At 56.1% G+C, this 13,541-nt stretch carries 14 protein-coding genes and 1 pseudogene; 6 read left to right on the top strand and 9 right to left on the bottom strand.

The genetic code is table 11. The features are described 5' to 3' along the window. Nucleotides 1–514: 514 nt before the first annotated feature. Together zigA and ACF8AM_RS13745 are read right to left on the bottom strand one after the other, a co-directional pair. Nucleotides 515–1,777 (bottom strand): zinc metallochaperone GTPase ZigA, encoded by a 1,263-nt coding sequence (gene zigA / locus ACF8AM_RS13750; RefSeq protein ID WP_392556179.1) that lies wholly within the window; start codon nt 1,775–1,777, stop codon nt 515–517. Between the two features lie 165 nt (nt 1,778–1,942). Continuing rightward, entirely contained in the window at nt 1,943–2,407 is a 465-nt protein-coding gene (locus ACF8AM_RS13745; protein ID WP_392556178.1) for a hypothetical protein, read from the bottom strand. 177 nt (nt 2,408–2,584) lie between these two features. Here ACF8AM_RS13745 and ACF8AM_RS13740 point away from each other — a divergent pair, with 177 nt between their 5' ends. Next, on the top strand, nt 2,585–3,592 hold the full coding sequence (locus tag ACF8AM_RS13740; RefSeq protein WP_392556177.1) for a CobW family GTP-binding protein: 1,008 nt from the start codon (nt 2,585–2,587) through the stop codon (nt 3,590–3,592). Nucleotides 3,593–3,624: 32 nt separating this feature from the next. On the opposite strand, the gene ACF8AM_RS13735 is transcribed toward ACF8AM_RS13740, so the two are convergent. After that, on the bottom strand, nt 3,625–4,269 hold the full coding sequence (locus tag ACF8AM_RS13735; protein ID WP_392556176.1) for a MerC domain-containing protein: 645 nt from the start codon (nt 4,267–4,269) through the stop codon (nt 3,625–3,627). A 200-nt stretch (nt 4,270–4,469) separates the two neighbouring features. Then, a complete protein-coding gene (locus ACF8AM_RS13730) occupies nt 4,470–5,426 on the bottom strand; it encodes a ZIP family metal transporter (protein ID WP_392556175.1) in 957 nt (318 codons plus the stop codon). 208 nt (nt 5,427–5,634) lie between these two features. Between ACF8AM_RS13730 and ACF8AM_RS13725 the strand changes: the two genes are divergently transcribed. From ACF8AM_RS13725 to ACF8AM_RS13715, 3 genes are all read left to right on the top strand, one after another. Further along, complete coding sequence (locus ACF8AM_RS13725) at nt 5,635–6,015, top strand: ArsR/SmtB family transcription factor (RefSeq protein ID WP_392556174.1); 381 nt, start codon at nt 5,635–5,637, stop codon at nt 6,013–6,015. Between the two features lie 30 nt (nt 6,016–6,045). Further along, nucleotides 6,046–6,393 carry a hypothetical protein gene (locus ACF8AM_RS13720; protein ID WP_392556173.1) on the top strand — a complete coding sequence of 116 codons (348 nt, stop codon included), beginning with the start codon at nt 6,046–6,048 and terminating at the stop codon, nt 6,391–6,393. 102 nt (nt 6,394–6,495) lie between these two features. Then, nucleotides 6,496–6,927: a Fur family transcriptional regulator gene (locus ACF8AM_RS13715; protein ID WP_392556172.1), complete on the top strand. Its 432-nt coding sequence runs from the start codon at nt 6,496–6,498 to the stop codon at nt 6,925–6,927. Between the two features lie 47 nt (nt 6,928–6,974). On the opposite strand, the gene ACF8AM_RS13710 is transcribed toward ACF8AM_RS13715, so the two are convergent. Further along, the gene (locus ACF8AM_RS13710; RefSeq protein ID WP_392556171.1) at nt 6,975–8,288 is read right to left on the bottom strand and encodes a prepilin peptidase; all 1,314 of its coding nucleotides are present in this window, start codon (nt 8,286–8,288) and stop codon (nt 6,975–6,977) included. Between the two features lie 596 nt (nt 8,289–8,884). Here ACF8AM_RS13710 and ACF8AM_RS13705 point away from each other — a divergent pair. Both ACF8AM_RS13705 and ACF8AM_RS13700 read left to right on the top strand, forming a co-directional pair. Further along, the gene (locus tag ACF8AM_RS13705; protein WP_392556170.1) at nt 8,885–9,760 is read left to right on the top strand and encodes an MYG1 family protein; all 876 of its coding nucleotides are present in this window, start codon (nt 8,885–8,887) and stop codon (nt 9,758–9,760) included. A 346-nt stretch (nt 9,761–10,106) separates the two neighbouring features. Further along, nucleotides 10,107–10,361 (top strand): Rho termination factor N-terminal domain-containing protein, encoded by a 255-nt coding sequence (locus ACF8AM_RS13700; RefSeq protein ID WP_392556169.1) that lies wholly within the window; start codon nt 10,107–10,109, stop codon nt 10,359–10,361. Nucleotides 10,362–11,043: 682 nt separating this feature from the next. On the opposite strand, the gene ACF8AM_RS13695 is transcribed toward ACF8AM_RS13700, so the two are convergent. The 4 genes and pseudogenes from ACF8AM_RS13695 to ACF8AM_RS13680 form a co-directional block, all read right to left on the bottom strand. Then, the gene (locus ACF8AM_RS13695; protein ID WP_392556181.1) at nt 11,044–11,394 is read right to left on the bottom strand and encodes a hypothetical protein; all 351 of its coding nucleotides are present in this window, start codon (nt 11,392–11,394) and stop codon (nt 11,044–11,046) included. Further along, nucleotides 11,394–12,023, bottom strand: a complete 630-nt coding sequence (locus tag ACF8AM_RS13690; RefSeq protein WP_392556168.1) for a vitamin K epoxide reductase family protein — start codon at nt 12,021–12,023, stop codon at nt 11,394–11,396. Before ACF8AM_RS13690 ends, ACF8AM_RS13695 begins: the two co-directional genes overlap by 1 nt. After that, nucleotides 12,020–13,081, bottom strand: a complete 1,062-nt coding sequence (locus ACF8AM_RS13685) for an NAD-dependent epimerase/dehydratase family protein (protein ID WP_392556180.1) — start codon at nt 13,079–13,081, stop codon at nt 12,020–12,022. The genes ACF8AM_RS13690 and ACF8AM_RS13685 overlap by 4 nt, the downstream gene beginning before the upstream one ends. 161 nt (nt 13,082–13,242) lie before the next feature. Continuing rightward, nucleotides 13,243–13,541: pseudogene (locus ACF8AM_RS13680) on the bottom strand (hypothetical protein); the annotation flags it as partial.

Here is a 13,541-nt window from a genome sequence, read left to right as displayed (position 1 = left end):
AGCCCCAGCTTGTGTTTTGGGTTGTGGCCGCGGCGACGAGTCCTGAACTGGCGACAAATCCAAGGACTCGGCGCCTCGTCCGCTACGATCAGCCCTCGCTTTGACAAACCACTCGTCGTCATGACGCATTGGTTTCATTGTCAGTGTGGTTTGTTCAGCAAGGGGCAACGGAAAAGCATGGCTCAGCCTCGAATGGGCTGTTTGTTCTTCTGTTTCGGCCTTTCATCAATGGTGCCTCTGGTCGTCAAGTTGTATGAATTTCCGTCGAAGGGTGGGCCCGCCGCGTGGCGGTTGCTAACTTGTCTTGGTCGGGCCTGTCGTTGGTTTCCGCACACACGATGGATCAAGGCTCGTTCAAGCGGATTGACTGGCTACTTTCTCTTCTTCCGTTTCAATCGGTGGTAGCGGGGCCTCAAAGCTTCGCCATCTGTCGTCTTGCACCGAATTCAATCGGCCACTCAGTCACAGAGGACACAGCGGAGGATCGTCTTTGTGTCTCTGTGGCGAATCGCACTCACATGGTTGCGGTTTCTTCGTCATATTCCAGTTCAATAGGCGGCAATGGGTCTTCCATGTGGGCCCAGGCTTCCGGGCCTTGAGCAAATTCAACGTCCGTCAGCAAGCAGTCATCGAGAATCTGGGTGATTCGTTCTTGGCTCATCGCGTTTCCGATAAACACCAATTCTTGATGGCGATCGCCATATTCGCCGACGAACTTCGATCGAATGTCTTCAATGGCCTCGGGGTCGTCAGGCCATTCCTCTTCCGGTGCGGATGCCCACCAGAAACCGGCTGGGTTCATGCGGATCGAGCACCCGGCTTGCGACCAGTCGTAGGCCCAATCGTGTCGCGATGCGATCCACATCAATCCTTTGCTGCGAAGCACTCCGGTGAACAAGCCCTCTTCCATGTCGGCGTCGAGAGCGGTGGTCAAACGTTTGGGATGAAATGGACGACGGGCTTGATAGACGAAATTCGAAATGCCGTATTCTTCGGTCTCGGTTTCCTCTTCCCCTCGCGGCACCTCCAGCCATCCTGGTTGTTCCTCGGCTTCACTGAGAGAATACAGTCCGGTGCCCATGATTTCGGATAGCTCAACGCGGCTTTCCGTCGTGGTCAGGATTTTGGCGTCGGTGTTGAGTTGACGCAGGATCTGTTTGAGCTGTTCCAGTTCATACGGTGAGATCAAATCGGTTTTGTTGACCACAATCACGTTGGCAAATTCAACTTGATCAACCAACAAGTCGACAATGTTGCGAGTGTCATCTTCGCTCAGTCCCAAGCGTCGATCCGTGAGGTCGTCCCAGGAGCCAAAGTCCTTCATGAAGTTGCCTGCGTCGACAACGGTCACCATCGTGTCCAGCTCGGCGACCAACGACAGGCTGTCACCCTCTTTGTCTTCAAAGGTGAACGTTTCCGCGACGGGCATCGGTTCGGAGATGCCGGTGGATTCGATTAGCAGATAGTCAAACCGCCCGTCACGGGCGAGCCGGCGAACTTCGATCAGCAGGTCTTCGCGAAGCGTGCAGCAGATGCAACCGTTGGACATCTCGACGAGCTGTTCCTCCGTTCGCGAAAGATTCGCGTCGCCCGATTTGACCAGCGCCGCGTCGATGTTGACTTCGCTCATGTCGTTGACGATCACCGCGACTCGCAAGCCGTCTCGGTTGGTCAGGATGTGATTGAGCAGCGTTGTCTTGCCGGCCCCGAGGAATCCGGACAGCACGGTGACGGGCAGACGCTCACCTTGGGGCGTATTGGAATCGGTTCGGTTCATTGAATTATCGAGAGGGTGGCTGGATGGGCAATTAGGCTCGAGGAGGACTTTGCTGTCGTAGCGAAACGTGCGGAGCGTTTCGGTTGAAGCAGGGATTGCCGAAAGCCTTGGCGGTTTCCGCTACAGCAAATGGGACACGTGTTATGCGTTCGGTTCGATTGCTGCTTACTGCAGTTTGGCCAGCAACGCACTCTTCTGCAGTTCTTGATTGCGACGCTGGGTCCGTGGGGCAATGGGGATGACTTTCACGCCATGGTTTGCCAGTCGCTCGCGATAGATGGCTTCGATGGGCAGTTCTTCGCTTGGGCAATAGAGGTAGCACTTCGCGTTGAGCAATCGAGCGATGGGTAGAGCCGGCACCGTCCGTTGAGCGTTGTCGTCGGCTAGGTTTTCTCGATCAAAGAGGCATTCTGCCGGAACGTCGGTCCACGGCGTGATTCTGTCGAGCAAGCTCTTGTGAGCAACGACAAGAGTCGGTCCTTCTTCGTGTACCAGCTCGCTGTTGCTGTTCGCGGCGTTGTTGCTAGTGGTGTCAGTGGGCTGCTGCGGAGAGGGGGAGGCGGGCTCGGCGAAAGGCCCGCAACCAGCCAAGGCAACGATAAGGCAGAGTGTTCGGAACTTGAGCAACATAGAAGAACCCTTCGTTGGAAAAGAATCGATGAGTGCCGTCAGGAGATATTCAGTTTATGACAACGTAACGCACATGCAATACGTATGCATGAAGGAAGTGTTCTTGGGAATCTGCTAAAGTATTCAGAAATGGATGTCAAACCTCACCCAGTCAATCAGTCCCGTTCGAGATCGAAGATGCCGATACCAACCAATTTGATCACGGGATTCCTTGGGTCCGGGAAGACGACCGCGATCAATCGCTTGCTCGACCATCGACCGGAAGGTGAACGATGGTCGATCTTTGTGAATGAGTACGGCATGGTGACCGTGGACGAGATGTTGATCGATTCAGAATGTTCAGAGGTCAACGTGCAGGAGCTTGGCGGCGGTTGTCTGTGCTGTACCGTCGCGTTCGCCTTTGATGCGGTCTTCAGTCAGTTCATTCGTCGCAGCAAACCAGATCGGCTGTTGCTTGAACCCAGCGGCGCGGGGCATCCAGCGGCATTGATCGACAAGTTGAGGGACGAAAACTTTCGCCGGGCCATCGATCTGCGGGCGACAATCTGTTTGATCGAACCTGAAGACTGGGGCAAACCGCAATGGCGTGATTCCGAAGTCTTTCATGACCAGGTTCAGATGGCCGACATTGTCGCGATTAACTTCACCGACAAACGTGACCCTGAGTTGACGCGTCAGTGCCGCGAATGGGTTGAGTCATTCGACCCGCCGAAAATGCTGATCGTTGAAACGGATCATGGGCGAATTGATCCCGCATGGCTCGATCTTCAAGACACGGTTGTTCGCCCGCCGAAATTCGGCGAGGCCCATGCACACAACCATTCTCATGCGGCGGAGCGTGAGGATGCGGGCGGGCTAACCTCGATAGAGATTCCTCCGGCATTGGGGAGGCCCAAGCGGATTGAGAACGAGGGGGACGGGCAGTGGGCGTGTGGTTGGATTTTTTCCGTCGATGAGGTTTTCGACCGAGACCAATTGCTCGACCTGCTCGGCTATCTGCAGCCGGTCGTGCGGCTGAAAGGTGTGTTTCGGTGCCGGGATGATTGGTGGGTGATCAATCGCAGCAAGAATGAGACTTCCTTTAACACCACGGCGTATCGTCGCGATAGCCGATTGGAAGTCATCACCGACAGTCCGACCTCCGGATGGGAAGAGCTAGAGCAGTTGTTGCTGAAGTGCAAGTAGCGATTGAAGTTGGTGCCGTGATGCGAGCTGGATCACGCAGTCTGCGTGGCCGGTTCGCAGCAACCGCAGAGGCATCCGTATCGACGGTTCAGCAGGTGAGCGCAGACCAGCAGGAGTCCGCCGATCGGTGTGATCCAAAGTGCGAAGGGGGCGACCAGGGCTTGCAGTCCGGAAACTTTAGGAGCTCCTCCGCTCGCGGCAAGACTGCTCAAATTGGCTTCCGGTTCGTCCGCTCCGGCTTCTGTTGCAGTCGCTGCGGTGCAATGCTCGCAACACGCGTCGGTGCAGACGGCAGCGTCTGTTGCCGCGATGGTGGAAGTCTCGCAAGCGGCACAGCAGTCGCCGGCCAGGCCAAATGCCGCGCTCGTGATGAGGACCAGGCCCACGCTGGCGATTGCGATCGGTGTCATCCGGCGATGCTTGCGAAAGCCTGGGACGAAGGCCGCGATCGCGATCAAGAAACAAGCCAAGGCCATCCACTGGTGAAACGATTCGTCCGCCAGGAAGCTGAGCCCCAGTGCGGGCAGAAACGCGATGACAAATGGCATGGCCGCACAGTGGATCGCGCACCCAACCGATGCAACGATACCGACCCAGTCACGCCAGGTGGAGATTTTTGTAGGTTCGGGGCTGCTGAGCGGTAGGTCACTGGTGGGTTGATACGGGACATCGCTCATTGATCAGGCTCCATCAGGTCGTCGGGGACGCCCTATTTCAACAGTGGAAATGGGGGTGCGGCTGGCTTCTTCGCGGGGTTTTTACCAATCACTCGACGCAGCCAACTAACAAATGCAAGTGTTGTGCATTAAACGAGGTGCGTTCTTTTGCGTCAAGTGCTTTTGAGCGGGTTGTGCGGATATGACCTGCCCGCTCGTATTCAATGATTGTGGTTTTCGTGGTCGTGATCGATGTGGTCATGTCTGTGCGAATCATGGTCGTGGGGCACGTGTTCGTGGTCGAGATGCCCGTGCTCATCATGTTCGCCAATGGAATGATGTTCGTGGCTGTGTCCAGGCAGGTTTTCGATACCGACCGCGATCGCGACGCCAAGCAGGAAGGAAAACGTCAGCTTCCCGCGGTCATGGTCGTGAAAGGCAACCTCAGGCAGGAGGTCCGCCAGGGCGATCCCCAAGAAGAAACCGGCGGAAATCGCGAGTCCCCAGCCGAGAAATGAATTGTTTGCGTCGAACTTCATTGCTCCGAAGTAGAACGCGGCCGCACCGATGGGGCAGGCCAACGAAAAGGCGACGTTCGCCATGTTTTGAGCTGAAACGGACCACTTTTGCTTGTTCATTACCGAGGTGATGGCGAACGCATCGAGCGGTTTGTGCAACGCCACCGCTAGAAAAGTCCCAAGGCCAGCCAAGCCCAGCCAGGCACCGTGGTCGGCATCAATCAGGACGCTGCTCGCCAGGGCAACTCCATCGACCAGCGTGTGGAGTGCGAGCCCAAAAAACAGGCCAAGCCAGCTGATTCCCTTTTCGGCATGGTGGTGATCGCGACCATGACCATGACCGTGATCGCACTCGGCGCTGCTGCCGTCGGACTCAACAGGGACCCCATGGTCGTGGGTGTGGAACAAGAGGATCGTTAGGAACATGACCACAAGGCCCACCAGTGCCCCGCTGCACGCTTTCGACGCGGATCCCAGGACTCCGGTGGCGTGCGGCAGCAGGTGCAGCATGGCGATTCCCAGCATCAGTCCCCCGACGCCGCTCATCAAGAGCTGCGTTCGCAGGTGTGTCATCCGCAGCAGGGATGACAGCCGCCCACCGGCCATCGACGAGGCCAGGATGAAGACGCAGTAAATTGCCAAAAGCCAAGCTGAGGTCATCGCAAGTCCTGTGAGTGATCTGAATTGCACAGTCTACGCCGCTGCAATTCGCTTGCATATCAGGAGAAGCCTTGGCGATAGCAGCAGGCATCCTTGCTGCGACATCTCGATGTGTCGACTCGCATTTTTGATGCAAGGCAATTCTTTGCAATTGACAAATCTGGCCAGGGATGTACGATTGCATAGTTCTGCAACTGTAGTGAGAGAGATGGCAAAGACAGAAGCATCCAAAGCGACATCAGAATCCACTGACACCGAAGAGCCGAGTTGTGACGGGCGCGGCCATCGTGGGTTGCCGGTCACGATCGATGCGGAGGCATGCGAGCGAGCTGCGGCGATTTTTCGGGCGTTGGGTGACCCCCAGCGTCTGCGATTGCTGATGCTTCTCGAAGCGTCCGAACGATGCGTGTCGGAGGTTTGTGAGTTGCTCGATGAGCCGATGCCAGCGATTTCGCAGCGGTTGCGATTGCTCAAAAGCGAGCGAATTGTTCGCTCCCGACGCGAGGGCAAGCACGTTTTTTACTCGCTCGCCGACGACCATATTTCCCGCTTGGTGACCAATGGGGTCATGCATGCGATGGAAATCTGACCTGTTTCCTGCTTTCCAAGGGTTCTTGAAATGTCCAATGTCCACGCCAACCACGATCATCAGCACGGCCCTGATTGCGAGCACACTGGTGTCCAACATGGTGACCACGTTGACTACCTTCACGATGGGCATCTTCACCACGTCCGCGAAGACGGCCAGGTCGAAGAGCACCGATTGGAAGTGACCGCGACTAACCCGAACGTGTGCACGTCAGGTCACGGTTGCAGTGGGCACGACGCGGATCATGTCCACGGACCCGGTTGTGGGCATGAGGCCGTTCCTCATGGTGACCACATCGATTATTTGGTGGATGGGCACCTGCATCACCCACACGGCGATCACTGCGATAATCACGGGCCGGTTTCAATCGTCAGTTGAGCGCAGGGCGCGGTTCAAATATATGCAAACGGATTGTGTCTTGCTATGATGCTAGGCCACTGTGGAATCCTGGTCAGGTCCATTTTCTTGTAGGTCAAATTTGTGAGCAAACCGTCTGAGTCCATCGAGGCAACCAAGCAAGCAATTCGCGACGCGGGTTTGCGAGCAACGCCCGCGCGGATCGCAACATTGACGTTGCTTCGGGATGCGAATGCTCCGTTGACCCACGCCAATGTCGCCGAGCATCTTGCCGCAAATGGCGTGGACAAGGCGACTGCGTTTCGCAACTTGAACGACATGGCTGACGCTGGCTTGCTGCGTCGCACGGAACTGGGGGATCATGTTTGGCGATTCGAAGCGATCGCCGAAGGTGGGCACGACCAATCCGCTCACCCGCACTTTCTCTGCATCGATTGCGGGACGGTGTCGTGCTTGGATGACGTGAAGCTGACGGCTGGCAGTCAGCGTGAAAGTGGCAAGTTTGGTGAAGTGACCGAAATTTTGCTTCGCGGTCACTGCAACGATTGCCGATAGCGAAGCCTCTTGCTGATGTCGATTGGCTTGGCAGCTTGTACCGACTTTTACCAGACGCCCGCGATCCATTTCCAAAGCGGGTGGTGGATCATCACCGCAGCCAGCAGGACTGCTGTCGGCTGCAGGAGTCGACGTCGCGCTCCGCTGGTATCGAAGTGGCGAACGGTTAGGAGGAGCAGGACGAAGATCGCTGTGATGGTAACGGTTGCCTGCCAGCCTAGCGAAATGCCAATCAGCGTCAAAGCAAGTGGCAGGGCCCGGCATCTCTTACCGAGTTGGCTGACTCGCTGAATCGCAATTCCCAGGACACCTCCTGTGACCGCGCCAACCAAGATGGTCGCAGCACGCGAGGCTGCATCGGGGACGGATGAGGGGAGTGCCAGCGTGAAGGGTTGCAACTGGCTTGCGATCATCGGCAGGCCAGCGAAAATGAGCACTGACGTCCAGCCAAACCAAGCGGGGAGACGTCGCCGATCCAAGTCAGTCAATGCCAGCGTCAGCAAGGTGCACATCAGAGCAGCGTGGTACAAGACGATTCCAACGACAGGCCACTTTGTATACAGGATAATCCACAGGATTCCCGTGAAGGTGTAGTGCTGGAAGCCCGGGACATTGGCCGCTCCTGTGACAAGTTCGAACAAAAACAGAGACGCGAAAATTCCGGCGGCGACCAACTCCACGATCAGGTACCGAACGGGAATCGTCACACCGCAGTCGCGGCATCGTCCGCCGAGATTCAGGTAGCTGAAAATTGGCAGGTTATCGATACGGCGGATGGGGACGCCGCACTTCGGGCACGCAGAGGAACGCAGCGCGATCGATTCCCCCCGTGGGAGACTGTAGGCAACCACGTTCAGGAAGCTGCCCCAGCAAGCGCCGATGTAGGTGAAAATTGCAAAAATCGCAAGTTTGGCACTGCGGATTCGCAGGTTCTCCCCAATCGTCAGTTCGGTGATCGTGTAGCTCTCGGGGCGTTCGCGAAAAAGCTCGAGGACGGCAGTCACTGATGGGAGCACGATCATGTAGGTGATCGCAATCAACAGTCCAATCGTGATGCCAATCGAGCGATATGACCAAAGAGTTGTTCGCGAAGATCGTTGTCGAAAGTGGCGCACGATTGCACGTGAGTCCAAAACTGCGAGAAACCCAAGCGATGCCACAACAACCGCTGGTGAGAAGAAGACAATCGGTGACCACCAAGCGAGCGGGGCTTCCGATCGAACTGTAAACCAAGAGATCAGTAGGGCAGCGGTTGCCAGGATCGTTAGTCGCAGGATTCCCGACGGACGTGCGGAAAACAGGCTCACCAGAACAATCGCGTTGCCAATCAGCAGTGCGCTGGCACTCGGATCCACTGTCATTCGGAGTACCGCTGCAACGGCCGAGCAGCCAGCGGTGCCAACCAGCAGCATCCGTGCGTACTCACCAAGAAGCGAGTGGGGGAGCGGGGCGCCAGCGGATGAGGAAGCGGAGTCGATATTCACTGGCAGTGTGTGAGGATGATGGCGGATCCACTTCGCCGACCCGCGAGTGACAACGGAATCGAATGTTGTCTAAACCTACTTGAGACGCAAAAGGTGTGCAAGTGTTTCGCGTGTGCGAATGGGCGGTCGGTTCAAGCACAGAGTTTTCTTCTGTGGCCAGTGGCTGGCCAGCCAGTCGTGGTTCATCGTGTCCTCTGGGAGCAATGAGAACAGCGAATTGGACGTCGCCAGAGTGAACGCGGCCGCCGGACCTCTCGCGTTGTTCGGAATCGGTTTGGAGGTCGTGGAGGTTGTCACGCCTGCCGCACATCTTTTGCATCTCGTTCGGCCAATCGATCTGGACGAGGACGATTTCGGGGGCGTTGCGTCGGGTTCGTTCAAGCGATTCTCAGTGTTCAGCTTTCGTGCATCTGATTTAGGGGTATGTTTCTGTCAATTTCGAAATTGTTTCCCCAACTGATTCGTCTGACTTGATGACCATTCAACTGATCGTGACCCATGCGGGCGGCGCCCACAAAGATGACTTTCTGGCCTGCAGCCTGCTGGCCTATATGCATGGGGTTCCAATTCAGCGGCGGGATCCCACAGAGGAAGACTTGGCCAATCCAGCGGTCTGTGTCGTTGATGTTGGTGGTGTGCATGACCCGCAATTGAAGAATTTTGACCATCACCAATTCTCGCGTGATGCTCCGCCGCTGTGTGCCTTGTCGCTTGTGCTCCAGGACTTGGGGCTCTACGAAGACGCCCTGTCCTTTTGTTCCTGGCTTCGTCCAGCGGAATGGCTCGACACGCTGGGCCCAAACGAAACGGCCAAGTTGATGGAGATTTCGCGTGCGGCATTGGGAGCACTCAATTCACCGCTCGACATGACTTTGCTGAGTCGATTTGGGTCCCAACGGGAGCTCCATGCAGACAGTCCTGTCTACCAGGTCATGTGCATGGTGGGTGAGGACATCGTCAATTACTTACGGACGCTGCGTGAACGGCTGAACTATCTGAAAGCAAACGTCCAGTACTGGACGATCGAAACCGATGGCGAGCCCATTCGTGCCTTGTTCCTTCAGCAAAGCGAAGCCATTGCAAAAGATCCTTCGTTTGGGATTCATGCCTTCATCGAGACCGAAGGCATGGAGGATGAGATTCATGCGATGGTCTACCCGGATCGACGAGGCGATGGGTACGGACTGTCGCGATACAATGACTGTCAACGTTTGGACTTTTCGCAAATCGAATCAAACGAGCATGTTCGCTTTGCCCACAAACGAGGCTTTGTTGCCAAAGTCTCGACGAAGGACCGTGTTCGGCTCAAAGAATTATTGCAACTCGCCGTCGTCAGGGACGCTGGCTGAATCGTTGACGGGCAACATCGTGCTCGAATTCTGCGGTGATGCTTTTCTCCTCCCGAATTGCAGGGGCCGCTGTTAGCGAGGGCAAACCTGTTTGTTTGGCGGGTAGCATGTTGTTCCGAGAACAAGCAAGTTGGTCACTGATCGTAGCGTTGGTGTTGTGCTTTGCCGTTGCTTTTGAGAAGGGGCCAACAGGCGATTGCAAGGGCATGGAACTTGCGACCTCAAATCATTGGCGTTGCGAGTTCGCGTACGACCTTGGTGACAGGCTGTCGCTCACAATGCATCGAATCACCGCTCGATCCATCGCAGGCAATAGCGATGCGGCAGGCAATGATGGGAGATTGACATGACAAAAGACCACGGGCCATCCGTCAAAGATGATGAACAGTATGAGGCTCTTCGAGAGGAAGGGATGAGCAAGGAAAAGGCGGCGAGGATCGCAAACACCGACCGCCAGGCCGCTGGCGAGCGTGGTGGGCGAGCGGCGAAGTACGAGGATCGGACGAAGGAGGATCTGTATCAGCGAGCAAAGGAGATCGGGATCGATGGTCGCTCGAAGATGTCCAAGGAAGAATTGATCGAATCGCTGCGAAACCACTGATTTTCAAGGACCCTGAATGGGCTCGTCGAAGTGGATCTCGGAACGGCATGCTGGTTGCAATCTGTTTCCCTCTGCGGCAACGGAGTCGCGATCCTTTTCACACAACCATCCTTCCAGGAGAATCCGAATGAGTACCGCCACAGCAACGAAGCAAGACTGCATCGAAAACTGCCAAGAGTGCCAAACAACCTGTGCCGATATGTTGACGCGCTACTGTTTGTCCGAGGGCGGTGATCACGTGGAACAGTCGCACGTCAAGCTCATGCTCGACTGCATTGCCGCTTGCAACGCCTGTGTTGATTTCATGTCACGCAACAGCGACTATCACTCGTATTACTGCAGAGCCTGTGCTGAAATTTGCAAGGCATGTGCTGACAGTTGTGAGGAAATTGGCAATATGGACCAGTGTGTAGCTTGCTGCCGCCAATGTCAGGAAAGCTGTTTGTCGATGGCAGCTTAAGTTGATCGGTTGGTGTCTTTCGGGATGCCTTTGGCGATCAAGAGAAGATGTTTCCGTTGACTCGTGTTGGTGCAATCCCTTGATTGCCAGCGCGAGTCAGCGGGGAGTCAATGCAACGACGCTGACAACTTTGGCCGGCCGGTTCCATCACTGTGTATTGACGCGTCTCGTTGCCGAACTACTGGACACTCGCATGGATCGGTGGTCGGGGTGCTCCCTGCATCATGGTTGGGAGGATGGCGGTTGGCACCATGCGGCGGGAGGACGCGAGGCGTCGTTGGGAATCAACGCGATCATCAGCAGGAATAGACCCACCACAATGTGGTTTTGATGGATGGGCGTGGGAGGCAGTTCCGCAAACCGTCCCCATGCGGTCAAGCCAATCGCGACCACCAATATCAGCAGGTGCGCACGACGAGTTGGGTGCCAATAGGAAAGCCCCGACAGCACACAGATGGCCAACGCAATGGTTTGGTCGGCCCACAAAACGGTCGTGTCGGATTGAATGCCGAAAACGAAAGGGCTGGCCGCCAGCCAAACGGCGGTCATGATTTCAACCACACGTCCCCACATCACGTCACCTCACGGGAAAGAAGTTTTTCGGCGACGGTGTCCGCCCGTTCGCTGCGTAGGCCCCAAAACGAATTCCACAACAACCGCTTGTCGTGATGTGCCTTCCAGATTCGATGTAGAAATGTCAGCGACACCCGAACCTCGTCCCAAGCCCAGTAAACCAAGGTCAATGAGATCGCTGCCGTGATGAGGCAAAGGAAGCACCACTCGCCTACCAGGAAGGCCTGGCACAGTACCAGCACCACACTGACGATCCCAAGTGGAATCACGTCGATGCCAAACAAGACGACCAACCAAGGTCGGTATTGCCATCGGCGAGTCGAGCCTGCAAAGCCGAGGATGGCGTCTCCCAGGTAGGCGAGCACGCCGAGCGCCGCGTCGTGAATTCCCAAGAACGCGTACATCGTGTTGGCCGTGTCTGACTTCAAGACTTTGTTGCTGCCGTCGTCAAATACCGGGTCATAAGCTGACTCGATCAATCCCCATTGGTACAAAGAAAGATGGACCGAAATCGCCGCGGCGATGAAGGCGCAGACGCATATCGGAATTCGCTGGCTCCATGCGGACGGATTGTATTCGTAGGGAGGAACGGGACGATTCAGGTCGTCGACCGGGACATCAAACCTCATGGTGTCGACAATCCATTCTTGCGATACCAATTCTCAGGGTCAGACCTCAGTAGCTCAGTTATCTCGGGAAGCGTTGACGAAAGGCTGTGTTGGGGTTCCCAGCCAAGCAGGTCCTTCGCTCGAGAAATGTCCAGCGCGTAGTGGTCGTCTGCCATGTCGACCATGAATGGCTTGATGAATGCATCCCCGCCTTGAGCGAAATCGGAAACCGCGGCGCCAACCTTGGCGACCGGTTTGGGAATGTACATGGTCGTCCATTCCTTGCCGTGCAACTGTTTGCCAATCAGATTTTGAAGGGCTTTGTATGGAAGCGGATCCGGCTCGCCGATCAAGATCGCGGTTTTGGGCTCGATCTCATCGCGACGCTCGACCGTTCGAAAGATGGCGTCAACAGCGTCCTCTAGATGAACGGCGGATTGACCGGCTTCGCGGTTGCCGGGAAAGAACCAACCCTGCGGATCTTTCTCATAGATTCGTTTCATTTGTTGTACGATCGTCGGCTGTTGTCCGAAATCGGTGTAGACGCCAGCGATCCGCAAGAACACCGACCGAACATTGGGGTGTCCCTCGCGGATCAATCGTTCTGTCTCGATCTTGCTTTGCGGGTACGGCCACTTTGCTTTCAATGGCCCGTCTTCGCTGATCCGTCTTCCGACCTCGCATGGAGCGTGAACCAACATGGTGCTTGTGAACAAGAACTGTTCGCACTCGAAGTCTTCCAGTTGATTGAGCAAACGATCGGTGCCGTTGACCGTCACCTTCTCATACAAATCGCTGTCTTGGCCGGAGAAATCATAGTAGGCCGCCATATGGACGACGCTGGCCAGTTTTCCGCCCGTCAACTGATGCACTTTCTGCATCGCTGACCGCACAGCGACCGAGTCGGTCATATCGCACTCAATGTCACGCACGAATTCATGTTGCTTGGGCGGTTCCGGCAAGCCGACTCGGTCAAACCCGTACACCTGGTAGCCAGCATCAGCCAGTTTCAAGCAAAGCGGATAGCCCAACAGGCCAGTGCTTCCGGTCACGATGATGGCGGGACGTTGATTCTCCATGTGAACGCTCGCGAGGCGAAAGGATTCGTGTGGTAGGTGCATTGCCAGAACATGTTGCCAGGACATGTTGCAAGGATCATGCCAAGTGCCGGTGCGAACGCAGGGCGAGTCTCGCCACTGAGACCGCAGTGCAACCCAGGCCGCAAGCGAATCGCAAGGAATCAACCCGGCGAAACATCCAGGAACATCATCACGACGAAGCCGAGCATCAGGCACAGCGTGGCAAGGTCTTCGTTGCCTACTTGCTGGGTTTCCGGGACGAGTTCCTCGCCTTCGACATCGACCATCACGCCAGCCGCGAAGCTAAGTGCAAATGGCAGGAGGGGCGACACATGGATGACGATCGCAGCTCCAACCGCCGTCAGCACCCAAGTGAACCCGCCCACAACCAAGGTCTGAAGAATCGGGGTAACGTTGTCGAACCACGCGGAGATCTTCATTTGTCGAAAGACAAGAACCA

Origin of the sequence: Rhodopirellula sp. JB055, from assembly GCF_043100905.1 — a bacterium.
GTDB lineage: Bacteria > Planctomycetota > Planctomycetia > Pirellulales > Pirellulaceae > Rhodopirellula.
This window is presented reverse-complemented; position numbering and strand designations above follow the sequence as displayed.